20 protein-coding genes and 1 pseudogene are annotated in these 22836 nt (G+C 67.3%); 14 read left to right on the plus strand and 7 right to left on the minus strand.

Going from position 1 to position 22836, the window contains the following annotated elements; translation table 11 throughout:
* The first annotated feature begins 30 nt into the window (after positions 1-30).
* The 3 genes from clpA (at position 31) to sbcB (ending at position 5382) form a co-directional block, all read left to right on the plus strand.
* Positions 31-2367 (plus strand): ATP-dependent Clp protease ATP-binding subunit ClpA, encoded by a 2337-nt coding sequence (gene clpA, locus INR38_RS18030; protein WP_012205339.1) that lies wholly within the window; start codon positions 31-33, stop codon positions 2365-2367.
* A gap of 83 nt (positions 2368-2450) precedes the next feature.
* Positions 2451-3905: a cardiolipin synthase gene (cls, locus tag INR38_RS18035; RefSeq protein WP_012205340.1), complete on the plus strand. Its 1455-nt coding sequence runs from the start codon at positions 2451-2453 to the stop codon at positions 3903-3905.
* A gap of 37 nt (positions 3906-3942) precedes the next feature.
* Entirely contained in the window at positions 3943-5382 is a 1440-nt protein-coding gene (sbcB, locus tag INR38_RS18040; protein WP_017404791.1) for an exodeoxyribonuclease I, read from the plus strand.
* Positions 5383-5529: 147 nt separating this feature from the next.
* Here the strand turns inward: sbcB and INR38_RS18045 are convergent, their stop codons facing one another.
* Positions 5530-6759, minus strand: coding sequence for a spore maturation protein (locus INR38_RS18045; RefSeq protein ID WP_063326291.1), 1230 nt, complete (start codon positions 6757-6759; stop codon positions 5530-5532).
* 148 nt (positions 6760-6907) lie between these two features.
* Between INR38_RS18045 and INR38_RS18050 the strand changes: the two genes are divergently transcribed.
* Positions 6908-7303, plus strand: a complete 396-nt coding sequence (locus INR38_RS18050; RefSeq protein WP_207442639.1) for a VOC family protein — start codon at positions 6908-6910, stop codon at positions 7301-7303.
* A 19-nt stretch (positions 7304-7322) separates the two neighbouring features.
* Here the strand turns inward: INR38_RS18050 and tam are convergent, their stop codons facing one another.
* Positions 7323-8096: a trans-aconitate 2-methyltransferase gene (gene tam / locus INR38_RS18055; protein ID WP_207442638.1), complete on the minus strand. Its 774-nt coding sequence runs from the start codon at positions 8094-8096 to the stop codon at positions 7323-7325.
* A 107-nt stretch (positions 8097-8203) separates the two neighbouring features.
* Between tam and INR38_RS18060 the strand changes: the two genes are divergently transcribed.
* Complete coding sequence (locus INR38_RS18060) at positions 8204-9112, plus strand: LysR family transcriptional regulator (protein WP_198406333.1); 909 nt, start codon at positions 8204-8206, stop codon at positions 9110-9112.
* 9 nt (positions 9113-9121) lie between these two features.
* Here INR38_RS18060 and INR38_RS18065 read toward each other — a convergent pair whose 3' ends face one another.
* Entirely contained in the window at positions 9122-10039 is a 918-nt protein-coding gene (locus INR38_RS18065; protein WP_013802646.1) for a LysR family transcriptional regulator, read from the minus strand.
* 75 nt (positions 10040-10114) lie between these two features.
* On the opposite strand from INR38_RS18065, the gene INR38_RS18070 reads away from it, so the two are divergent.
* From INR38_RS18070 to INR38_RS18090, 5 genes are all read left to right on the plus strand, one after another.
* Entirely contained in the window at positions 10115-10984 is an 870-nt protein-coding gene (locus INR38_RS18070) for a CoA ester lyase (protein WP_207442637.1), read from the plus strand.
* Between the two features lie 81 nt (positions 10985-11065).
* A complete protein-coding gene (locus tag INR38_RS18075; RefSeq protein WP_197943295.1) occupies positions 11066-12070 on the plus strand; it encodes a tripartite tricarboxylate transporter substrate binding protein in 1005 nt (334 codons plus the stop codon).
* Between the two features lie 58 nt (positions 12071-12128).
* Positions 12129-13292, plus strand: a complete 1164-nt coding sequence (locus INR38_RS18080; protein WP_207442636.1) for a CoA transferase — start codon at positions 12129-12131, stop codon at positions 13290-13292.
* Complete coding sequence (locus tag INR38_RS18085) at positions 13292-14125, plus strand: amidohydrolase family protein (RefSeq protein WP_207442635.1); 834 nt, start codon at positions 13292-13294, stop codon at positions 14123-14125. The genes INR38_RS18080 and INR38_RS18085 overlap by 1 nt, the downstream gene beginning before the upstream one ends.
* A 63-nt stretch (positions 14126-14188) precedes the next feature.
* Complete coding sequence (locus INR38_RS18090; protein WP_207442634.1) at positions 14189-15181, plus strand: tripartite tricarboxylate transporter substrate binding protein; 993 nt, start codon at positions 14189-14191, stop codon at positions 15179-15181.
* 20 nt (positions 15182-15201) lie between these two features.
* On the opposite strand, the pseudogene INR38_RS18095 reads toward INR38_RS18090, so the two are convergent.
* Positions 15202-15342, minus strand: a pseudogene (locus tag INR38_RS18095) (PQQ-dependent sugar dehydrogenase); the annotation flags it as partial.
* Between the two features lie 292 nt (positions 15343-15634).
* On the opposite strand from INR38_RS18095, the gene INR38_RS18100 reads away from it, so the two are divergent.
* Positions 15635-16336 (plus strand): YebC/PmpR family DNA-binding transcriptional regulator, encoded by a 702-nt coding sequence (locus INR38_RS18100; RefSeq protein ID WP_012205353.1) that lies wholly within the window; start codon positions 15635-15637, stop codon positions 16334-16336.
* Between the two features lie 72 nt (positions 16337-16408).
* Here the strand turns inward: INR38_RS18100 and upp are convergent, their stop codons facing one another.
* From upp to INR38_RS18115, 3 genes are all read right to left on the minus strand, one after another.
* A complete protein-coding gene (upp, locus tag INR38_RS18105; RefSeq protein WP_012205354.1) occupies positions 16409-17038 on the minus strand; it encodes a uracil phosphoribosyltransferase in 630 nt (209 codons plus the stop codon).
* 56 nt (positions 17039-17094) lie between these two features.
* Positions 17095-18072: a threo-3-hydroxy-L-aspartate ammonia-lyase gene (locus INR38_RS18110; protein ID WP_034398468.1), complete on the minus strand. Its 978-nt coding sequence runs from the start codon at positions 18070-18072 to the stop codon at positions 17095-17097.
* A gap of 147 nt (positions 18073-18219) precedes the next feature.
* Complete coding sequence (locus tag INR38_RS18115; RefSeq protein WP_099751535.1) at positions 18220-19746, minus strand: helicase HerA-like domain-containing protein; 1527 nt, start codon at positions 19744-19746, stop codon at positions 18220-18222.
* Positions 19747-19824: 78 nt separating this feature from the next.
* Here INR38_RS18115 and INR38_RS18120 point away from each other — a divergent pair, with 78 nt between their 5' ends.
* The 3 genes from INR38_RS18120 to hemF are packed head-to-tail and all read left to right on the plus strand — an operon-like array spanning position 19825 to position 22803.
* On the plus strand, positions 19825-20544 hold the full coding sequence (locus INR38_RS18120; RefSeq protein ID WP_012205357.1) for a YebC/PmpR family DNA-binding transcriptional regulator: 720 nt from the start codon (positions 19825-19827) through the stop codon (positions 20542-20544).
* Positions 20541-21824, plus strand: coding sequence for a phosphoribosylamine--glycine ligase (gene purD, locus INR38_RS18125; RefSeq protein WP_207442633.1), 1284 nt, complete (start codon positions 20541-20543; stop codon positions 21822-21824). The genes INR38_RS18120 and purD overlap by 4 nt, the downstream gene beginning before the upstream one ends.
* A 4-nt stretch (positions 21825-21828) precedes the next feature.
* A complete protein-coding gene (gene hemF, locus INR38_RS18130; RefSeq protein WP_207442632.1) occupies positions 21829-22803 on the plus strand; it encodes an oxygen-dependent coproporphyrinogen oxidase in 975 nt (324 codons plus the stop codon).
* Positions 22804-22836 lie beyond the last annotated feature (33 nt).

Consider the following 22836-nt stretch of genomic DNA (forward strand, 5'->3'; position numbering starts at 1 on the left):
TAATCCCCAGCAAGCGAAAAGGAGTCATCAATGATCGCCCAGGAACTGGAAGTCAGCTTGCACATGGCCTTTGTCGAAGCGCGCCAGCAGCGCCACGAGTTCATCACCGTGGAACACCTGCTGCTGGCCCTGCTGGACAACCCCAGTGCAGCGGAAGTGCTGCGCGCCTGCTCAGCCAACATCGATGACCTGCGCTCGGCCCTGTCCAACTTCATCAAGGACAACACGCCCCAGGTGGCAGGCTCCGATGAGGTGGACACACAGCCCACGCTGGGTTTCCAGCGTGTGATTCAGCGCGCCATCATGCATGTGCAATCCACCGGCAACGGCAAGAAGGAAGTCACGGGCGCCAACGTGCTCGTGGCCATCTTCGGCGAGAAGGATTCGCACGCCGTCTACTACCTGCACCAGCAGGGCGTGACGCGCCTGGACGTGGTCAATTTCATTGCCCACGGCATCAAGAAGGGCGAACCGCCCGAGCCCGCCAAGGCCGAAAACCCTGCCGAGTCCGAAGAGGGCGCCGGTGGCGAGCGCAACGAAAAGGCTTCGCCCCTGGAGCAGTTCACGCTGAACCTCAACCAGGCGGCCAAGGACGGCAAGATCGATCCGCTGATCGGGCGCGACTACGAGGTCGAGCGCACCATCCAGATCCTGTGCCGCCGCCGCAAGAACAACCCTCTGCTGGTCGGCGAGGCCGGCGTGGGCAAGACGGCGATCGCCGAAGGCCTGGCCTGGCGCATCACCGAGGGCAAGGTGCCCGAGGTGCTGACCGAAGCCGTGGTCTATTCGCTGGACATGGGCGCGCTGCTGGCGGGCACCAAGTACCGTGGTGATTTCGAGCAGCGCCTCAAGGGCGTGCTCAAGTCGCTCAAGGACCGGCCCAACGCCATCCTGTTCATCGACGAAATCCACACGCTGATCGGCGCGGGCGCCGCTTCGGGCGGCACGCTGGACGCGTCCAATCTGCTCAAGCCGGCGCTGTCCAGCGGCCAGCTCAAGTGCATCGGCGCGACCACCTTCACCGAGTACCGCGGCATCTTCGAAAAGGATGCGGCGCTGTCGCGGCGTTTCCAGAAGGTCGACGTGGTCGAGCCTACCGTGGCCGAGACCGTGGACATCCTCAAGGGCCTGAAGTCGCGCTTCGAGGAGCACCACAGCGTGCAGTACGCCGCCGCCGCCCTGCAGGCTGCGGCCGAGCTGTCGGCCAAGTACATCAATGACCGCCACCTGCCCGACAAGGCCATCGACGTGATCGATGAGGCCGGTGCCGCGCAGCGCATCATTCCGGTGGAGCAGCGCAAGCAGACCATCGACAAGGCCGAGATCGAGGCCATCGTGGCCAAGATCGCGCGCATTCCGCCCGCCAACGTGTCCAACGACGACCGCAGCAAGCTGCAGACGCTGGAGCGCGACCTCAAGAGCGTGGTCTTCGGCCAGGACAAAGCGCTGGAAGCGCTGGCCTCCTCGGTCAAGATGGCGCGCTCGGGCCTGGGCAAGCCGGACAAGCCGATCGGCTCCTTCCTGTTCTCGGGCCCCACGGGCGTGGGCAAGACGGAAGCGGCCAAGCAGCTGGCCTACATCCTGGGCGTGGACCTGATCCGCTTCGACATGTCGGAGTACATGGAGCGCCACGCCGTCAGCCGCCTGATCGGCGCGCCTCCGGGCTATGTTGGCTTTGACCAGGGCGGTCTGCTGACCGAGGCCGTGACCAAGAAGCCGCATTCGGTGCTGCTGCTCGACGAAATCGAGAAGGCGCATCCGGACATCTTCAACGTGCTGCTGCAGGTCATGGACCACGGCACGCTGACGGACAACAACGGGCGCAAGGCCGATTTCCGCAACGTGATCCTCATCATGACCACGAACGCGGGTGCCGAGACCATCAACAAGGCCTCGATCGGCTTCACCAACCCGCGCCAGGCCGGCGACGAAATGGGCGACATCAAGCGCCTGTTCACGCCGGAGTTCCGCAACCGTCTGGACGCCATCGTCAGCTTCAAGCCGCTGGACGAGCAGGTCATCCTGCGCGTGGTCGACAAGTTCCTGCTGCAACTGGAGCAGCAACTGGCCGAAAAGCGCGTGGAGGTCACCTTCACCGATGCGCTGCGCAAGCACCTGGCCAAGAAGGGCTTCGATCCGCTCATGGGCGCTCGCCCCATGCAGCGCCTGATCCAGGACACCATCCGGCGTTCGCTGGCCGACGAGCTGCTGTTCGGGCAGTTGGTCGATGGTGGCCGCCTGGAAGTGGACTGGGTGGCCGACGCCGACGATGCCGACAAGGGCGAAGTCAAGCTCGACATCACGCCCCAGCCCAAGCAGGACCCGGCGTCCGAGCCGGCCGAGCCCAAAGAGGCCACCGCCGACTGATGTGCATCGCCTGATGCCCATCGCGCAAGCCGACAGCCCCCCGGGCTGCCGGCTTTTTCTTTGATCCGCCCGAAGGAGTCTTTGTGGAGTGGCTTCGTCAGTACCTGACCCATGAGAATGCGCTGCTGCTGCTGTCGGTGACCTGGTCGGTCTATGTGGTGATCGTCGCGGTGTGGATCCTTCTGCAGCGCAGCGCGCCCGTGGCCACGCTGAGCTGGCTTCTGTCCATGGCGGCGATTCCCGTGGGCGGGTTGGCCATTTACTACTTCTTCGGCCCGCAGCGGCTCAAGCGCCAGCGCATCAAGCGGCTGCGTGCGCGAAAGACATCGCGTGTGCGAACAGGCGTGCAGCGCCTGCGCGAGCGCATGCCGGGCAGCTCGGAGCGCCTGCACCAGGTCGCGCGGCTGGTGGCGGCCACCAGCGACTTTCCCGTCAGCACGGCCGCCGACCTGCGGCTGCTGGTGGGCGGTGCTGCCACCTTCGACGCCATCATCGAGGCGGTGAATGCGGCGCGCCACCACATCCACCTGGAGTACTACATCTTCGAACCCGACCAGACCGGCACGGCCCTGCGCGACCTGCTGATACAGCGGGCCCGCGCAGGCATACAGGTGCGCCTGCTGGTGGATGCCCTGGGTTCCAAGAAGCTGGGACGGCGCTTTCTGCAGCCGCTGGAGGATGCGGGCGCCGAGGTCGCACTGTTCCATGGCACCAAGATCGGCCGGCGCCTGCGCCCGGTCATCAACTTCCGTACCCACCGCAAGATCCTGGTGTGCGACGGCAAGGTGGGCTTCACGGGCGGCGTCAACGTGACCGATGAAGAGAACGCGCGTGTCATGCCCGATGCCTACCACGACGTGCACCTGCGCCTGGAGGGCGCCATCGTCAACTGGCTGCAGACCGTGTTCCTCGAAGACTGGGCCTATGCGCTGGAAAAGGACCCCAAGAACGAGCCCGCCGACATCGACCTGCTGCTGCCGGATGCGCCCGAGGGCCCGCTGCCCGTGCAGATCATCACCTCGGGCCCCGACAACGGCCTGCAGGCCATCTACCGCGCCCATCTGGCGGCCATCAACGCGGCCGAGGAACGTGTCTGGCTGACCACGCCGTATTTCGTGCCGACGGAGGCCGCGCTGGCAGCGCTCACCAATGCCTCGCTGCGCGGTGTCGATGTGCAGCTGCTGGTGCCGCGCCGTTCTGACTCGGCCCTGGTCACGGCGGCCGCGCGCTCCTACTACGACGAGCTGATCCGCTGCGGCGTGCGCGTCTACGAGTACAAGGCACGCATGCTGCACTCCAAGACCCTGGTGGTGGACGACAACATCGCCATCATCGGCACGGCCAACTTCGACTACCGCAGCTTCTTCCTGAACTACGAGGTCTGCGCCATCGCCTACGGGCCTGCGCTCAACGGCGATCTGGCCAAGCAGTTCGAGGCCGATCTGGAGCAGGCCCAGCGCGTGCATTTCAAGCGCGACCTGGGCTTTGCGCTGCGCCTGTTCGACTCGGGCGCGCGGCTGTGTTCGCCCCTGCTGTGAGGGCTGGTGGCCCGTTTTTCGCAGGCATACTCGCCCGATGGCCCATACCTTCTTCTGGCACGACTACGAGACCTTCGGCGCCCAGCCGCGCTATGACCGGCCCGCGCAATTCGCGGGCATCCGCACCGATGCGGAACTCAATGAAATCGGCGAACCCGTCATGTGGTACTGCCAGCCGGCAGGCGACTACCTGCCCGATCCGCAGTCCTGCCTGATCACCGGCATCACCCCCCAGCAATGCCTGGAGCAGGGCATGCCCGAGGCCCAGTTCGCCGCCCGCATCGAGGCAGAACTGGCCCAGGCAGGCACCGTGGGCGTGGGCTACAACACCATCCGTTTTGACGACGAGATCACGCGCTTCATGTTCTGGCGCAACCTCATCGACCCCTATGCGCGCGAGTGGCAAAACGGCTGCGGGCGCTGGGACCTGCTCGACGTGGTGCGCATGGTCTATGCGCTGCGCCCCGAAGGCATTGTCTGGCCGAAAAAGGAGGATGGATCTCCGAGCTTCAAGCTCGAGGATCTGGCCCGTGCCAACGGCCTGCTGCACGAGAAGGCGCACGACGCGCTGTCCGACGTGCGCGCCACCATCGGGCTGGCGCGGCTGATCCGCAAGGTCCAGCCCAGGTTGTTCGACTTCGCCTTCTCGCTGCACAAGAAGGACCGCGTGCTGCAGGAAATGGGCCTGCCGGCCGAGCCGGCGCATGCACGGCCCTTCCTGCACGTCAGCGGCATGATCCGGCCCGAGCGCGGCTGCATCGCCGTCATGTGGCCGCTGGCCACGCACCCCACCAACAAGAACGAGATCATCTGCTGGGATCTGGCGCAGGACCCGTCCGAGCTGGCCTCCATCGACGTGGACACGCTGCGCCTGCGCCTGTTCTCGCGCGCGGCCGACCTGCCCGAGGGCATGCAGCGCCTGCCCATCAAGAGCATCCACGTCAACAAGTCGCCCATGGTGGTCGGCAGCCTCAAGACGCTGAGCCCGGCCATGGCCGCGCAATGGGGCATCGATGTGGAGCAGTGCATGGGCCATGCGGCCATTGCACGTGACCTGCCCGACATGAGCGCGCTGTGGCGTGCCGTTCACCAGCGCCCTGCGCAGGAAGGGCTGGATGCCGACCAGGACCTGTACGGCGGCTTTGTGGGCAATGAAGACCGGCGCCGTCTCAACCACCTGCGCAGCCTGTCTGCGCAGGAGCTGGCGCTGGACCGCACGGGCTTCGACGATGCCCGCCTGACCGAACTGCTGTTCCGCTACCGCGCCCGCAACTTCCCCGCCAGCCTGAACCCGGCCGAGCGCCAGCGCTGGCTGCAGCACTGCGCGGCCTGCCTGATCGAAGGCAAGGGCGGCGCACGCACGGCCGAGCAGATGTTTGCCATGGTCGATCAGCTATCGGAAACGGCCGACGAGCGCGGAGAGGAAATCCTGGGGGCGCTGTATGACTATGCCGAGGCGATCATGCCGGAACTTTAGTCCCCTCTGAGCCGCTGCGCGGCTTCTCCCGAGAGGTGCGACACCCTCGCGGCGGGGGAGGCTAGCCGGGGCGGCCGGCGTAGGCCCTTGCTCGGTGTTCCTCGCCTTGGGCCGCGTCGGCTTCAGGCGCAGCACCCATTTGTGCCTTCAGCCAAAGAACTTGTAGCAGACCACGATGGCCGCCACCACGCCGGCCAGTTCGGCGATGAGGGCGCAGGGCACGGCGTGACGGGCGCGCTGTATGCCCACGGCGCCGAAGTAGACGGCCAGAACGTAGAAAGTGGTTTCGGTGCTGCCCTGGATGGTGGCAGCCACCAGGGCGGCGAAGCTGTCCACGCCCTGGGTCTGCATGGTCTCGATCAGCATGGCGCGCGCCGCGCTGCCCGAGAAGGGTTTGACCAGGGCCGTGGGCAGGGCGTCCACGAAGCGCGCGTCCATGCCCAGGGCATCGACCACCCAGCGTATGCCCGACAACGCATACTCCAGCGCGCCCGATGCGCGGAACACGCCCACGGCGCAGAGCATGGCCACCAGGTAGGGCAGCAGGCCCTTGGCCACGTCAAAGCCTTCCTTGGCGCCTTCGATGAAGCTGTCGTAGACCGCGACCTTGCGCCAGGCGCCCAGGGTGACGAACAGCACGATCAGGGCAAACAGCGTCAGGTTGCCCAGCAGCGATGACAGCTGGGCCAGCGCGGCCGCCGACAGCGTGGCCAGAAAGGCCATGAAGCCCGCCAGCGCCAGGCCCAGCGGCAGCAGGTAGCCCAGCACCACGGGGCTCCACAGCGGCAGCCGCTGCACGGCGGCCACGGCCAGCAGGCCGACCAGGGTCGAGGCCGAGGTGGCCAGCAAGATCGGCAGAAAGACCAGGGTGGGATCGGGCGCACCCTGCTGCATGCGGTACATGAAGATGGTCACGGGCAGCAAGGTCAGCGACGACGCATTGAGCACCAGGAACAGGATCTGCGCATTGGTGGCGGTGTCGGGCCGGGGATTGAGCTCCTGCAGCGAGCGCATGGCCTTCAGGCCCATGGGCGTGGCCGCGTTGTCCAGTCCCAGCCCGTTGGCCGCGAAGTTCAGCGTGATCAGGCCCAGGGCCGGATGGCCGCGCGGCACCTCGGGCATGAGCCTGGCGAACAACGGGCCCAGCACGCGCGCCAGCCACTCCACCACGCCGGCCTTCTCTGCGATGCGCAGAAAGCCCAGCCACAGCGTCAGCGTGCCGAACAGCAGCACCATGACCTCGACCGACAGCCTGGCCATGGCAAACAGCGCCTGCACCATGGCCGAGAAAATCCCGGCCTGGCCGCCGACCAGCCATTGCGCCAGCGCAGCCACGGCCGCCACCAGAAAAAAGCCCAGCCACAAGGCATTCAGCATGGATTCCCGTCCCTCACGAGGCAATTGCAAGCCGCCATTGTGGGGCCAGCCGCAGGGCTTACGGGCCAGGGCGGCAGGGCATTGACAGGGCTCCGTTATCCTCGCGGCCCCGTGGTCCGAGGACCGCACCATTGCTGCAAAGGATTCCATGCCCCAGGTGATAGGACAGGTGAGCGTCGCCGTGCGCGACTATGACGAGGCGCTGCGCTTTTATGTGGGCGCGCTGGGCTTCGTGCTGATAGAGGACACCGCCCTGTCCGAGGGCAAGCGCTGGGTCACCGTGGCCCCCGGTGGCGGCGGTGTGCGCCTGCTGCTGGCCCGCGCCACGAATGAGGAGCAGGCCGCGCGCGTGGGCAACCAGACGGGCGGGCGCGTGTTCCTGTTCCTGCAGACCGACGACTGCCTGCGTGACTTCGAGGCCTACCGCTCGCGCGGCGTGCGCTTTGTGCAGGCCCCCCAGCGCAAGCCCCACGGCACCGTGGCCGTGTTCGAAGACCTCTACGGCAATCTGTGGGATCTCATCGAGCCGCATCCTGCGCGCTGAGGGCCGAAGGCGCACCGCTTCAGCGGCTGGCCACGATGAACAGCCTGGGGAAAGGCAGCAGCACCGTGCCATCGTCCAGCGCGGGGTAGGCCTGGGAGATGGCCTGCAGATACGCTGCGTAGAAGCCGGCCTTTTGCTCCTCGTCCAGCGGCGCGACGAAGGGGCGCAGCGCCGAACCCTTGAACCACTCAACCACCGCGGCATGGCCGCCCGCCAGCGGGTGGAAGTAGGTGGTGCGCCAGACATCGACGTTGCTGCAGTGCGGGCGAAGCAGGGCGTAGTAGAAGTCCGCGCTGTGCCGTGCGGGGTGGCGCACATCGCCAATCGTGGCGGCCCATGGGCCGCTGGCGGCCACTTCGCGTGCCAGCCGGTGGGCCGGTTCTTCCAGGTTGTCCGGCGTCTGCACGGCCAGGCTGCCACCGGGTGCCAGGTGGCTGAGGAGGCGCGGGTAAAGCTGCCGGTGGTCGGGCAGCCACTGCAGCGAGGCATTGGCCAGGATCACGTCCTGCGGCTGGTCGGGCTGCCAGGTGGCGATGTCGGCCAGTGAGAAGGCCGTGCCCGGCAGCCGCTTGCGTGCGGCATCCAGCATGTCCTCGGAATTGTCCAGTCCCGTCACGGTGGCCTCGGGGAAGCGCTGGGCCAGGACCTCGGTGGAGTTGCCCGGGCCGCAGCCCAGGTCCACGGCCAGCCGCACGGCGCGGCCAGGCAGATCGGGAATGGCGGCCACCAGGTCGCGCACGGGGCGCGTGCGTTCCTGCTCGAACGTTGTGTACTGCTTTGCGGACCAGGTCATCGTGTTGCCTTTCAGGTAGGTGTGTTTGTGGGGCGCGAGCGTAAATCCGTCCATCCATGATTGCAAATGCCACAATTGAAGTCTTCCCATACCTTGAAAGTATTGATGTGCCCGAGCTTCGCCAACTGCGCGCCTTTGTCGCCATCGCTGAGGAAGGCCACATCACGCGTGCGGCCGAGCGCCTGGGCATGCAGCAGCCGCCGCTGACGCGGTTGCTGCAGGGCCTGGAGCACGAATTGGGCGTGGAGCTGGTGCAGCGCCTGCCGCGCGGCGTGCGGCCCACGGCGGCGGGGCTGGCGCTGCTGGAAGAGTCCAAGGCGCTGCTGGAGCGCTGTGACGTGCTGGCCGAGGTGGTGCGCCGCGCCGCCCGGGGCGAAACGGGCCGGCTGGCCGTGGGCTTCACCAGCTCTGCCGCGCTGCATCCCTTCGTGCCCGGCGTGCTGCGCATGTTCCGCCAGCAGGTGCCCGGCGTGGCCGTGGCGCTGGAGGAGGCGGGCACGGGTGAACTCATGGATGCATTGCTGCACGAGCGGCTGGACGCGGCCTTTGTGCGCTCGCCCCTGCATGGCAGCCAGGGGCTGCAGGCCGTGCCGATTCTGGAGGAGCCCATGCTGCTGGCCCTGCCTGCAGGGCATGCGCTGGCACGCCCATTGCGCCGGCCCGTGCCTTTGCCGCAGCTCGCCTCGGAGGATTTCGTGCTGTACCGGCGCAGGGTAGGGCAAGGCCTGTACGACGCCATTCTCAAGGCCTGCCTGGAGGCGGGCTTCAGCCCGCGCGTGGTGCAGGAGGCGCCGCGCATGACGGCCACGCTGAGCCTGGTCTCGGCAGGGCTGGGGCTGTCCATCGTGCCGGCCTCCATGCAGCGCCTGCGCAGCGACGGCATTGTCTACCGTGGGCTGTCCCATTGCCCCGGGTTGGCCGCTCCCCTGCATCTGGCCACGCGCGTGGGCGATGCGTCGGCCGTGCTGCGCAGGTTCCAGGATTTGGTTGCCACGGCGGCCGTGGCGGAGTCCTGACGGCGCGGGCTACGGTGTCCTGGTTGCTGCGCGTGCGGCAGCGCGCGGGCCGCCGCGCTGCTTGACCACGGTGCGTGCGCAGTCCACCAGCCTGTGGATCAGCGGCAGCCGTGCCGACGAGCGCAGCCACATCACGCCAAAGCGCCGCGACTGCGATTCCTCGGGCAGGGCCAGGCGCACCACGCCCTGGCCATCGGGCAGGTTCAGTGCCGTGTCGGGCACCAGCGAAACGCCCAGGCCGCGCTCCACCATCATGGCAATGGCTACCAGCGAGCTCAGTTCAAAGCGTTCCTGCGGCGCGATCTGCGCGGCGCGCAGGTAGCGCTCCACCATTTGCCCACCGCCGAGGCTGCGGTCATAGCGGATCAGCGGCTGGGTGCGCAGCAGCGTGTGCGGGTCCAGGTGCGCCAGCTGGTGCGGCACCAGAAGCACCAGCGGCTCCTCGCGCAGCAGTGTCCAGTCGAAGGTCTTGGCCAGGGCGAACGAGGGGTGCAGGCAGACAGCGGCATCCAGCTCGCCCTGCTGCACCGCCTGGTACAGCTCGCGCGTGGTGGCCGAGCGCAGGAAGACCTTGGTCTGCGGGCACTTCTTCACAAAGCCCGCCAGGATGTCGGGCAGCAGGCTGTGCAGGGCCGTGTTGATGGTGCCTATCACCAGCTCGCCGTCGGCGCCCTCATGGTTGACATGGGTCTTGGCGTTGGCCAACTCGCGCAGCAGCAGCGGGGCCGATTGCGACAGCCGGTGGCCGGCTGGGGTGGGCAGCACGGTGCGGCCTGCGCGGGCCAGCAGGGGGGCGTCGAACTCGCGCTCCAGGATGCGGATCTGCTGGGCCACGGCGGCGGCCGTGATGTTCAGGCGCCGCGCGGCCTCGGCCATGGAGCCCGTCTCGACCACGAGCAGGAAGCTGTGCAGGTAGCTGGTTTCCATAAACAAAGAATTTGTGTGGTTTGAACAAATATTACCTGTGTTTCTCTTGGCTTTCTGCCACCCACAATGCGGTGCATGAGAAGCAAACTGTTTGTTCCCGCATCGCGTCCCGAGCTGTTCGCCAAGGCCCTGGCCGGCGAAGCCGACGCGCTGTCCTTCGACCTGGAGGACGCGGTGGCCGAGGCCCGCAAGGACGAGGCGCGCGGCCTGCTGCGCAGCTTCCTGCTCAGCCCTGAAAGCCGGGGCCATGGCAAGACGCTGATCGTGCGCGTCAACGCCATGGATACGCCGCATTTCGGCGCCGACATCGCCGAGATGGTGCGCGACGGCGTGCACCTCATCAACCTGCCCAAGCCCGAGACCGTGCAACAGGTGCGCGAGGCCGCACAGCGCATTGCCGAGGCGGCAGATGCCAACGGCGTGGCCCAGGCGCCTGGCCTGCTGCTCAACATAGAAACACCCCGCGCCCTGCGCTGCGCTGCCGAGCTGGCCAGCGCCCATGCCAGCGTGGCCGGCCTGCAGATGGGGCTGGGCGATCTGTTCGAGCCCTTTGGCGTGAACCGGCGCGAGCCCGCCGCCATTGCCCAGGCGCTGTTTGCCGTGCGCATGGCCGCCGCCGAGGCCGGCGTCTACGCCTACGACGGCGCCTTTGCCGACATCCGCGACAGCGAGGGCTTCAGCGCCGAGGCCCGCCTGTCGCGCGGCCTGGGCTTTCTGGGCAAGACCTGCATACACCCCAGCCAGATCGCCCTGGCCAATGCGGTCTACCAGCCCACCGAGCAGGAAATCGGGCACGCCCTGAAGGTGGTGGAGGCGGCCCGCCAGGCAGATGCCAACGCCCTGGGCGCCTATGTGGTGGACGGAAAGATGGTGGACAAGCCCTTTGTGCTGCGTGCCCAGGCCATCGTGGCTGCGGCGCATGCACAGGGGCTGCTGGCGGTCTGAACGGGCGGCCGGCAATCCGGTGCCCCGGCATCCCGCATGCCGGGCATCCCCATGACAAGAAACAGTACAGGAGACAAAGACATGAGCATTTCCCATTGCCGCGCGCGGCGCAGGCTGGTGGCGCTGGCCGCCGCCACAACGGTGGCCACGCTGGCCGGGCTGGCTTCGCCGGGATTGATGGCGCAGGGCGCCTTCCCGTCCAAGGCCATCACCATGGTGGTTCCCTATCCGCCCGGTGGCTCCAACGACGTGTTCGCACGCCAGGTGGCCAAGGAAATGGGCGATCTGCTCAAGCAGACCGTGATCGTGGACAACCGGCCCGGCGCCAGCGGCAACACCGGCACGGCCTCGGTGGCCAAGGCGACGGCGGACGGCTACACGCTGGTGGCGGTCTCGTCCAGCATGACCACGAATGCTGCGGTGCAGGCCAAGATGCCCTTCGACCCCGTCAAGGACCTGGCGCCCGTGGCCATGTTTGCCAAGGGCCCGCTGGTGGTGGCCGTGAACAACGAATTCCCGGCCAGGACGCCGCAGGATCTGGTGCGCGCCATCAAGGCCAGCCCGGGCCAGTTCAACTACGCCACCTCGGGCACCGGCAGCATCAACCACTTCGCGACCGAGATGATGCGCTCCATGGTGCCGGGCATGGACATCATGCATGTGCCCTACAAGGGCCAGGGTCCGGCCGTGACCGACGTGATCGGCAACCAGGTGCAGATGCTGGTCTCCAGCGGCCCGTCCATCCTGCCCATGGTGCGCAACGGCAAGCTGCGCGCCATCGGCATCACCAGCCTCAAGCCCAGCCCCATTGCGCCGGACCTGACGCCCATGGCAACGGCCATCCCGGGCTACGAATTCGATCTGTGGTGGGGGCTGCTGGCGCCTGCGGGCACGCCCGCCGACATCGTGGACCGCCTCAACCAGGCCGTGAACCAGGTGCTGGCCAAGCCGACCATCCAGGCCAGCTTCCTGCGCGAAGGCGCCATTGCCAACCCCGTGACGCCGCAGCAGTTCGCACAGGTGATCCGCAGCGACGTGGCGCGCTGGAAGCAGCTCGCCAAGGACCGCAATATCCAGGCCGATTGAACCCGGCCGCTGGCGGGAAGTGCCCCAGGCCTTCCCGCTTCCCTATCAGGAGAAACGAATGAGTTTTGTGCCCGGTGAACGCCAGGGACCGAAAGGCCCGCTCAGCGGTGTGCGCGTGCTGGATCTGAGCGCCTATATCGCGGGGCCTTATGGCTGCTCGCTGCTGGCGGACCAGGGCGCCGAGGTGATCAAGGTCGAGCCGCCCGTGGGCGACAACCTGCGCAAATACCCCTCCACGCTGGAAGCTGAAAGCCGCGCCTTCCTGGGCGTGAACCGCAGCAAGTGGGGCATGGTGCTGGACCTGAAGAACGAGGCCGACCACGCCGTGCTGCTGCGCCTGGTGCGCGAGGCCGATGTGCTGGTCCACAACTTCCGGCCCGGCGTGCCCGAGCGGCTGGGCATCGGTTTTGCGCAACTGGCCGCCATCAACCCACGCCTCATCTATTGCAGCGTCACCGGCTATGGCAGCCGCGGGCCGCTCAAGGCCAAGGCGGGCTACGACCAGGTGCTGCAGACCATGACCGGCATGTGCGCCATGCAGGGCAAGGCAGGCGGGCCACCCGAGATTCTCTACGGCTCCGTGGTGGACTACTACGCCTCGGCCCTGGTGGCGGGCGGCGTGTCGTCGGCGCTGTACGAGCGCGAGAAAAGCGGGCTGGGCCAGCATGTGGGCGTGTCCCTGCTGCGCGCGGCGCTGACCATGCAATCCGCACGCATGGTCTGGGCCGAGGGCGAGCCGCGCGAGGTGGGGCGCGACATGCGCTCGGGCGGCATCACGGGCATCCACCCGACGCGCGAAGGATATCTCTACATTTCGGCCAACACCGCGCATTTCTGGGCGGCGCTGTGCCGCAAGCTGGATCTGCCCGAGGTGGCCAGCGACGAGCGCTACGACTCCGTGCGCAAGCGCGCCCAGCACCGCGACGTGCTGGTGCCGCTGCTGCGCCAGGCGCTGGCGGGGCGCAGCGCACTGGAATGGGAGGCCTTATTTGGCGAGGAAGTGCCCTGCGCGGCGGCCCGCACGGTGGAAGACATGTTCGACGACCCGCAGGTGCAGGCCGAGGGCATGGTCACCCGCTTCGAGCACCCGACCCTGGGCAGCTACAGGGGCTTTGCCGGCGCCGTGGAGTTCGACCGCACGCCCGGCCCGCCGGCCTTTGCCGCGCCCACGCTGGGCCAGCATACCGAGGCGCTGAAGGCCGCCGCGCAAGAGGGCTGCTGATGCAGGCACTGCCCGCTGGCGCCTGCGACGCCCATCTGCACGTCTTCGATCCGCGCTTTGGTACGTGTTTTGATACGCGTTTTGGTGCCCATGCCACGGCTGCCGACTATGCGCAGCTGCGCGGCGCCATGGGGCTGGAGCGGGCCGTCATCGTCCAGCCGCGTGCGCATGGCACGGACAACCGGGCCACGCTGCACGCCATCCAGTCGCTGGGCGCAGCAAGCACGCGCGGCATTGCCGTGGTGCACCCCGATATCACGGACGCACAGTTGCAGGCGCTGCATGACGGCGGCATTCGCGGCATCCGCTTTTCGCTGCACACCGAGCACGACGCAGCCGTGCGGCTGGACATGCTGGAGCCATTGGCCGAGCGCATTGCCGCGCTGGGCTGGCATGTGCAGCTGCACTGGCTGGCCAGCCAGATCGAGGCCCATGCGGCGCTGCTGCAGCGGCTGCCATGCACCCTGGTGTTCGACCACATGGCGCGGCTCGCTGACAGTGCTGACGGCGCTGGCGTGCACCAGTCCGCCTTCGGCGTGGTCCGTGGGCTGGTGCAGCAGGGCAGGGCCTGGGTCAAGCTCTCGGGCCCGTATCTGAACAGCCGGGCGGGCCTGGCCGCAGGCTATGCCGACTGCGACGCGCTGGCGCAGGCCTGGGTGTCCGAGGCCCCGCAGCGCCTGGTCTGGGGCAGCGACTGGCCCCATGTCACCGAAGTTGCCCATCCGCCGCAGACCCCCCTGCTGCTGGCGCTGCTGTCGCGCTGGATTCCCGATGCGGCGCTGCGCGCCCGCGTGCTGGTGGACAACGCCGCCGAGCTGTACGGATTCGATTGAGGGCGCGGGGCACGCAAGCCTCGCAGCCCAGGTTTTCACCATTGAGCAACAGGAGACAGAAACGTGAAGAAAATCAAGACACTGCGGCCCGCCATGACGGTGCTGGCCTTGGGTATGGGGGCGGGGCTGGGCCTGTTCCAGGGCACGCTGCATGCGGCCGACTATCCGGCCGCGCAGGCCATCACGGTCGTCGTGCCGTTCTCGGCCGGCGGCGGTGCGGACAATGCGGCGCGCATCATCGCAAAGGCGCTGGGCGAGGTCTCGGGCCAGACCGTGGTGGTGGACAACAAGGCCGGCGCCAGCGGCGCCATCGGTGCCGCCCTCGTGGCGCGCGCCAAGGCCGATGGCTATACGGTGCTGTATGACGCATCGTCCTTCGCCATCAACCCCGCGTTGCGCAAGCTGCCCTATGACCCGGCCAAGGACTTCATTGCCGTGTCCCAGGCCATCAGCGTGCCCAACATCCTCGTGGCCGCGCCGTCCTCGCCCTACAACAGCCTGGCCGACTTCATGAATGCCGCGCGGCAAAAGCCCGGCAGGCTCACCTATGCCTCCTACGGTCCGGGCAGCCTGGCCCAGATGGCGACGGAACTACTCAAGGCAGACGCCAAGTTCGATGCCGTCCACGTTCCCTACAAGGGCGGGGCTCCCGCCATCGTCGATGTCATGGGCGGCCAGGTCGATGTGTACTTTGCCAACGCAGCCTCCAGCATCAACTACGTCAAGGGCGGCAAGCTCAAGGCGCTGGCCGTGTCCTCGGCCAAGCGCATGCCCGACCTGCCCGACGTGCCCACGGTGGCGGAAAGCGGCATCAAGGGCTTCGAGGTCACGGAGTGGAACGGCTTCTTCCTGCCTGCGGGTACGGCGCCCGACACCGTGCAGAAGCTGCAGGACCTGGTGCAAAAGGCACTGGCCTTGCCGGCCACGCGCGCCAGCCTTGAAAAGCTGGGCCTGACGCCCGTGGGCAGTTCCTCCGCCGCCTTCACGGGCTTCGTGGCGGCCGAGCGCAAGCGCTGGGATGCCGTGGTCAAGGCCAACGGCATCACCGTGCAGTGAGCCGCTGCGCGTGACGGGGCTCAGGGCGTGGCGGTGACGCGCAGCAACTGCCCGTCCTGGGCATCCGTCAGCAGGTAAAGCCAGCCGTCCGGTCCCTGGCGCACATCACGCACGCGCTGGCCCAGGCGCGTCAGCACCTGCTCGCTGGCGGTCACCTTGCCTGTCCACAGGGGGCAGGCCAGCCGGTGCCGGCGCGAGGCGCCCGTCACCGTGCACGATGCGCATGCGGCCCGGCCGACTGCGCTGTATCGCAGTCGGCCGGCTTTGATCTGGCAAACATCATGCACGACGCGGCCAGAGCCAGCGGCGCCCTGTCAACCACTGCGCAAAAAGCCCGCGCAGCCACTTGCGCGGGTGTATAAACAGCGCTCTTTCGGCGCCGGGCCGGGTCCCTGCGTGGGGCGGTCGGCGGCGCCTCCTACCCACCAGAGAATCCGCAAGGGAAAAGCAGCCATGGGCGCGCAATGGAAAGCAAAGGGCAAGGCGCTGGTCGCCGATGCCAAGGGAAAGCTGTTTGGCAAGCTGGCCAAGGAAATCATCGTCGCGGCGCGCGCCGGCGCCGATCCGGCAGGCAACTCGCGCCTGCGCATGGCCGTGGAAGCCGCCCGCAAGGCCTCCATGCCCAAGGACACGCTCGAGCGTGCGATCAAGAAGGGCTCGGGCGTGGGTGCCGATGCCGTCAACTACGAACGCGTGGTCTATGAAGGCTACGGCCCCAACCGCGTGCCCGTGATGATCGAGTGCCTGACCGACAACGTGAACCGCACGGCGCCCAACATGCGCGTGTGCTTCCGCAAGGGCCAGATGACGGCCGTGGCCTGGGACTTCGACCATGTGGGCATGATCGAGGGCGAGCCCGAAGGCGGTGCCGATGCCGAGCTGGCCGCCATCGAGGCCGGCGCACAGGACTTCGAGCCCGGCGAGGAAGAGGGCACGACGCTGTTCATCACCGACCCGACGGACCTCGATACCGTGAGCAAGGCGCTGCCGGCCCAGGGCTTCAAGGTGCTGTCGGCCAAGCTGGGCTACAAGGCCAAGACGCCGGTCAGCATGGCCAGCCTGTCGGCCGAGCAGCAGGAGGAAGTGCAGGACTTCCTGGCCGGCATCGAGAACGATGACGACGTGCAGCACGTCTACGCGGGGCTGGTGGATTGATCCCGCTGCCCCCCGCTCCCCAGCAAAAAAGCCGCACGATGTGCGGCTTTTTTGTGGGTGCGTGCACCAGGCCTACTTGGTGCCGAAGATGCGGTCGCCCGCGTCGCCCAGGCCCGGCAGGATGTAGCCGTGCGCGTCCAACTGGCGGTCCACGGCGGCCGTGTAGATGTCCACGTCGGGGTGGGCCTTTTGCATGGTGGCCACGCCTTCGGGCGCGGCCAGCAGGCACATGAACTTGATGGACTTCGGGTTCAGCTGCTTCAGGCGCGCCACGGCGGCGGCGGCCGAATTGCCCGTGGCCAGCATGGGATCGACGACCAGCACGTCGCGCTCTTCCATCTCGGAGGGCATCTTGAAGTAGTACTCGACGGGCTGCAGCGTCTCGGGGTCGCGGTACAGGCCGATGTGGCCGATGCGCGCACCGGGCACGACGTTGAGCATGCCGTCGAGGAAACCGTTGCCAGCGCGCAGGATGGACACCAGCACCAGCTTCTTGCCGTCGATGACCTTGCCGGTCATGGTCTCCAGCGGGGTTTCGATCTCGATGTCCTGCAGCGGCATGTCGCGCGTGATCTCGTAGGCCATCAGCGTGGACAGCTCGCCCAGCATGCGGCGAAAGCTGTTGGTGCTGGCTTCCTTGCGGCGCATCAGCGTGAGCTTGTGTTGGACCAGCGGGTGGTCGATCAGGTGCAGAGTACTCATGGTTTTCTTCTGGAAAAAAGGGGCGCCGGCATTTGCGGCCGGCGCCAGGGGGCGGTTCAGTCGTGCAGAAAGCGTGCGTAGCGCGCCAGGTCCACATTGCCGCCGCTGATCAGAATGCCCACGCGCGCGCCCGACAGCGCAACCCCGCCATGCAGGGCGCCCGCCAGCGAGAGCGCTCCCGTGGGTTCGACCACGATTTTCTTGCGTTCCGCGTAAAAGCGCATGGCCTGCACCAGATGCTCGTCCGCCACGGCCAGGATATCTTCCACATGCTCGCGGATGATGGCGAATGTGATATCTCCGATGGACTGGGTCTGGGCACCGTCGGCAATGGTGTGGGGCGTGGGGATCTGCACGATCTGGCCTGCCCGCAGCGACTGGCGGGCATCGTCGCCGGCCTGGGGCTCGACGCCGTAGACCTTGCAGCGCGGCGCCAGTTGCCCGGCCGCCAGCAGGCTGCCCGACAGCAGTCCGCCGCCGCCCAGGCAGACGAACAGGTAGTCCAGGTCGGGCACCTCTTCGAACAGTTCCTTGGCCGCCGTGCCCTGGCCAGCGATCACGTCGCGGTGGTTGAACGGCGGGATCAGCGTCATGCCGCGCTCGTCGGCCAGGCGGCGGGAGATGGCCTCGCGGTCCTCGGTGAAGCGGTCATAGGTCACCACCTGGGCGCCGTAGGAGCGCGTGGCCGCCATCTTGGAGGCGGGGGCATCCTCGGGCATGACGATGAGCGCGGGCATGTCCAGCATCTGCGCGGCCAGGGCCACGGCCTGGGCATGGTTGCCCGAGGAGAAGGCCAGTGCGCCGCGCTTGCGCTGCTCGGGCGTGAACTGCGACAGCGCGTTGTAGGCGCCGCGTATCTTGAAGGCGCCCGTGCGCTGCAGGTTCTCGCACTTGAAGAACAGCTGGGCGCCCAGCAGCTCGTCGGCGGTGCGGCTGCGCAGTATGGGTGTGCGGTGGGCCACGCCTTCCAGCCGGCGAGCGGCGGCGGCGACATCGTCATAGGTGGGCAGCGAGGGAGGGCTGTTCGTCGTCATGGCGTGCGGTTCCGCAAAGTGGATGGAGGCGCTTTCGATCATAGCCGCATGCGCGGGCTTTCAGAGCCCTGAAATGCGCCAGCCGTTGCATGGCAACGGCTGGGTGCTATGGTGTTTGATGCGGCGCAGGACCGGTGTGCCAGCGCTTCAGCGCTTCTTGTTGCCCAGGATGCCGCCGAGCACGCCGCGCAGGATCTCCTTGCCCAGCGAATTGCCCATGGTGCGCATGGTGGACTTGGCCATGGTCTGCACCAGGCCGTCGTGCTTGCCGCCGCGCGGGCCGGTGGTGCCGAACAGCAGGTCCTTGAGCCCGTCCATCATGGCGCCACCTTCGCTTGCCGCGGGCGCAGCACCGGCCGGGCCCGTGCCGGTTGGCGCTGCGCCGTCGCCGGCCGCTGCCGTGCGGCCGCGCAGCACCTCGTAGGCCGACTCGCGGTCCACCGCCTTTTCATAGACGCCGGCCACCAGCGACTGTGCCAGCAGGGTCTTGCGCTGCTCCTCGTTGATGGGGCCGATCTGGCTGCCGGGCGGGATCACGTAGGCACGCTCGGTGATGCCGGGGCGTCCCTTGTCGTCGAGGAAGCTCACCAGGGCCTCGCCCACGGCCAGCTCGGTGATGGCGGCCTCGATATCCAGGCCGGGCTTGGGCCGCATGGTGGTGGCCGTGGCCTTGACGGCCTTCTGGTCGCGCGGCGTGAAGGCGCGCAGCGCATGCTGCACGCGGTTGCCCAACTGGGCCAGCACGGTGTCGGGCACGTCCATGGGGTTTTGCGTGACGAAATACACGCCCACGCCCTTGGAGCGCACCAGGCGCACCACCAGTTCGATGCGTTCGAGCAGCACCTTGGGGGCGTCGTTGAACAGCAGGTGGGCCTCGTCGAAGAAGAAGACCAGCTTGGGCTTGTCGGGGTCGCCGATCTCGGGCAGGCGCTCGAACAGCTCGGACAGCATCCACAGCAGGAAGGTGGAGTACAGGCGCGGCGAATTCATCAGCTTCTCGGCGGCCAGGATGTTGACCACGCCCTTGCCGCCGGCATCGGTCTGCATCAGGTCGTTGATGTCGAGCATGGGCTCGCCAAAGAACTTGTCACCGCCCTGCGACTCGATGGCGACCAGCCCGCGCTGTATGGCGCCCACGCTGGCCGCGCTGATGTTGCCGTACTCGGTGGTGAACTGCTTGGCGTTGTCGCCCACATGCTGGAGCATGGCGCGCAGGTCCTTGAGGTCCAGCAGCAGCAGGCCGTTGTCGTCGGCAATCTTGAAGACCAGGTTGAGCACGCCCATCTGCGTGTCGTTCAGGGCCAGCATGCGGCCGATCAGCAGCGGACCCATGTCTGAGACCGTGGCCCGCACCGGGTGGCCCAGCTCGCCGAACACGTCCCACAGCGTGGTGGGGCAGGCCAGGGGCTGGGGAATCTCGATGCCGCGCTCCTGCAGGGAGGCCGCCATCTTGGCGCCCGTGCTGCCAGCCTGGCTGATGCCGGACAGGTCTCCCTTGATGTCGGCCATGAACACCGGCACGCCGATCTCGGAGAATCCCTCGGCCATTTTCTGCAGCGTCACGGTCTTGCCGGTGCCGGTGGCGCCCGTGATCAGGCCATGTCGATTGGCCAGTGCGGGCAGCAGCAGGCATTCTGTGGCAGAGTGGCGGGCGATCAGAAGTGGAGCGGCCATTTCGGGTTTCCTCGGGGGAGCATGCGGTCAAAAGTAAAATCCCAGCCGCAAGGTTAAATCAATATCAAAGGACAGCCTGTGGCAGGACACAGTAAATGGGCCAATATCCAGCACCGCAAAGGCCGCCAGGACGAAAAGCGTGGCAAGGTCTGGACCCGCATCATCCGTGAAATCATGGTGGCGGCACGCACGGGAGGGGGCGATCTCAGCGCCAACCCGCGCCTGCGCCTGGCGGTGGAAAAGGCCAAGGCGGCCAATATGCCGGCCGACAACATCAAGCGCAACATCGACAAGGCCACGGGCAACCTCGAAGGCGTGACCTACGAGGAAATCCGCTATGAAGGCTACGGCATTGGCGGTGCGGCCATCATCGTGGACACCATGACCGACAATCGCGTGCGCACTGTGGCGGATGTGCGTCACGCCTTCAGCAAGTACGGTGGCAACATGGGCACGGAAGGTTCCGTGTCCTTCCAGTTCAAGCATGTCGGACAACTGATCTTCGCTCCCGGAAGCGACGAGGACCAGATCATGGAGGTGGCTCTGGAGGCCGGCGCCGAGGACGTGATCACCGATGACGAGGGAGCCATCGAGGTGCTGACCGCACCCGCAGAGTTCGAAACCGTGCGCGACGCGCTGCAGGCCAAGGGCCTGACGCCGGAGGTGGCTGAAGTCACCATGCGCCCGGAAAACACCATCGCCCTGCAAGGCGATGACGCAGCCCGCATGCAAAAGCTGCTGGACATGATCGAAGACCTGGATGACGTACAGGACGTCTACCACAACGCTGAACTATGAAAATTCTTGTGATTGGTGGCGGAGGCCGCGAGCACGCCCTGGCGTGGAAACTGGCTGAATCGCCGAAATCGACCAAGGTCTATGTGGCCCCCGGCAACGGTGGCACGGGCCTGGCCGGCGGCAAGGTGGAAAACCTCAACATCACCGACCCGCAGGCGCTGCGCGAGTGGGCGCAGGCCGAGAAGGTCGCGCTGACCGTGGTCGGCCCCGAGGCTCCGCTGGCTGCCGGCGTGGTCGATGAGTTTCGCGCCCACGGCCTGCGCATCTTCGGCCCCTCCAAGGCGGCCGCCCAGCTGGAAAGCTCCAAGGCCTTCTCCAAGGACTTCATGGCGCGCCACGGCATCCCCACGGCGCTCTATGAAACCTTCACCGACCCGGTGGCGGCCCATGCCTACGTGGACCGCCTGGGTGCGCCCATCGTGGTCAAGGCCGACGGCCTGGCCGCAGGCAAGGGCGTGGTCGTTGCTACAACGCTGCAGGAAGCCCACGACGCCGTGGACTTCATGCTCGTGGACAACAAGTACGGCGTGGCCCACAACGACGGCGGCGCCCGCGTGGTGATCGAGGAATTCCTCGCCGGCGAGGAAGCCAGCTTCATCGTGCTGTGCGACGGCAAGAACGTCCTGGCCCTGGCAACCAGCCAGGACCACAAGCGCCTGAAGGACGGCGACCAGGGCCCGAACACGGGCGGCATGGGCGCCTACTCGCCCGCGCCCGTGGTCACGGCCGACGTGCATGCCCGCGCCATGCGCGAGATCATCCTGCCGACCATCCGCGGCATGGAAAAGGACGGCATTCCCTACACCGGCTTCCTCTATGCGGGCCTGATGATCGATGCATCCGGCCATCCCAAGACGCTGGAGTTCAACTGCCGCATGGGCGACCCCGAGACCCAGCCCATCATGATGCGCCTCAAGAGCGATCTGGTGGACGTCATGCTGGCGGCCACCGATGCCAAGCTCGACCAGGTCGAGCTGCAATGGGACCGCCGCACGGCGCTGGGCGTGGTCATGGCTGCGGCCGGCTACCCCGAGGACCCGCGCAAGGGCGATGCCATCAGCGGGCTGCCGCAGGACGCCGCCGACGCCATGGTCTTCCATGCCGGCACCCAGCTCAAGGACGACGTGCCCGTCACCAGCGGTGGCCGCGTGCTGTGCGTCACCGTGCTGGCCGACAGCGTCAAGCAGGCCCAGCAAAAAGTCTATGACGTGGCGCGCGGCATCCATTTCGATGGTGCCCAGTACCGCCGCGACATCGGCTTCCGTGCTGTGAAGAACTGAGTCCATGGCAGAGCAATCGACCGGGCAGGCGCTGCCCGTGGCCCAGGTGCGCGAGTACCTGACGGGCCTGCAGGCCCGCATCACGCAGGCGCTGGAGCAGGTGGAAGGCGAGGGCGGTGCACGCTTTCTGTCCGACGCCTGGAGCAAGGGCCCCGGCGAGCGCCTGCAGGGCGATGGCATCACCCGCATCATGGAGGGCGGCCGCGTGTTCGAGCGCGCGGGCTGCGGCTTCTCGCATGTGCGCGGGCCGCAGCTGCCGCCCTCGGCCACGCAGCACCGGCCTGAACTGGCGGGTGCGCCTTTCGAGGCCATGGGCGTGTCCCTGGTCTTCCACCCGCGCAATCCTTTTGTGCCTACGGTACACATGAATGTGCGAATGATTGCGGCCGGCTCAGGTGCGGCGGGCTCAGGTGCGGCAGGGCATCCGGGCAACGAGCCCACCTGCTGGTTCGGCGGCGGCATGGACCTGACACCGGTCTACGGCTTCGAGGAAGATGCACAGCACTTTCACCGCGTCTGCCGCGATGCGCTGGCGCCTTTTGGCGACACGCTCTACCCGCGTTTCAAGACCTGGTGCGACGAATATTTCTGCCTGAAGCACCGCAACGAGCAGCGCGGCGTCGGCGGCATCTTCTTCGACGACTTCTCTGAGCTGGGCCAGGCGCGAAGCTTCGACATGCTGCGTTCGGTGGGAGATTCCTTTCTGGAGTCCTACCTGCCCATCGTCGAGCGCCGCCAGGCCATGGACTACGGCCAGCAGCAGGTCGATTTCCAGCGCTACCGCCGCGGCCGCTACGTGGAGTTCAACCTGGTCTGGGACCGGGGCACGCACTTCGGCCTGCAGTCCGGCGGGCGCACGGAATCCATCTTGCTGTCCATGCCCCCGCATGCGAGCTGGAGCTACCAGCGCGAGGACGCGCCCGGCACGCCCGAGCGGGCGCTGCTGGAGCAATTCCTGGTGCGTCGCGACTGGCTTTGAGTTCCATTGCCGCCATCTCCGGCCGCGTGGCGA

Origin of the sequence: Delftia sp. SD018 (genome assembly GCF_017355445.1) — a bacterium.
GTDB lineage: Bacteria > Pseudomonadota > Gammaproteobacteria > Burkholderiales > Burkholderiaceae_C > Comamonas > Comamonas acidovorans.

Bases quoted from the DNA above. Each gene is read 5' to 3' on its own strand.
- sbcB (WP_017404791.1), top strand. From the start codon at position 3,943: ATGGCCCATACCTTCTTCTGGCACGACTACGAGACCTTCGGCGCCCAG.
- INR38_RS18115 (WP_099751535.1), bottom strand. From the start codon at position 19,746: ATGGCCGCTCCACTTCTGATCGCCCGCCACTCTGCCACAGAATGCCTG.
- clpA (WP_012205339.1), top strand. From the start codon at position 31: ATGATCGCCCAGGAACTGGAAGTCAGCTTGCACATGGCCTTTGTCGAA.
- upp (WP_012205354.1), bottom strand. From the start codon at position 17,038: ATGAGTACTCTGCACCTGATCGACCACCCGCTGGTCCAACACAAGCTC.
- INR38_RS18110 (WP_034398468.1), bottom strand. From the start codon at position 18,072: ATGACGACGAACAGCCCTCCCTCGCTGCCCACCTATGACGATGTCGCC.
- tam (WP_207442638.1), bottom strand. From the start codon at position 8,096: ATGACCTGGTCCGCAAAGCAGTACACAACGTTCGAGCAGGAACGCACG.
- INR38_RS18085 (WP_207442635.1), top strand. From the start codon at position 13,292: ATGCAGGCACTGCCCGCTGGCGCCTGCGACGCCCATCTGCACGTCTTC.
- purD (WP_207442633.1), top strand. From the start codon at position 20,541: ATGAAAATTCTTGTGATTGGTGGCGGAGGCCGCGAGCACGCCCTGGCG.
- INR38_RS18045 (WP_063326291.1), bottom strand. From the start codon at position 6,759: ATGCTGAATGCCTTGTGGCTGGGCTTTTTTCTGGTGGCGGCCGTGGCT.
- INR38_RS18075 (WP_197943295.1), top strand. From the start codon at position 11,066: ATGAGCATTTCCCATTGCCGCGCGCGGCGCAGGCTGGTGGCGCTGGCC.
- INR38_RS18070 (WP_207442637.1), top strand. From the start codon at position 10,115: ATGAGAAGCAAACTGTTTGTTCCCGCATCGCGTCCCGAGCTGTTCGCC.
- INR38_RS18100 (WP_012205353.1), top strand. From the start codon at position 15,635: ATGGGCGCGCAATGGAAAGCAAAGGGCAAGGCGCTGGTCGCCGATGCC.
- INR38_RS18080 (WP_207442636.1), top strand. From the start codon at position 12,129: ATGAGTTTTGTGCCCGGTGAACGCCAGGGACCGAAAGGCCCGCTCAGC.
- INR38_RS18050 (WP_207442639.1), top strand. From the start codon at position 6,908: ATGCCCCAGGTGATAGGACAGGTGAGCGTCGCCGTGCGCGACTATGAC.
- INR38_RS18065 (WP_013802646.1), bottom strand. From the start codon at position 10,039: ATGGAAACCAGCTACCTGCACAGCTTCCTGCTCGTGGTCGAGACGGGC.
- hemF (WP_207442632.1), top strand. From the start codon at position 21,829: ATGGCAGAGCAATCGACCGGGCAGGCGCTGCCCGTGGCCCAGGTGCGC.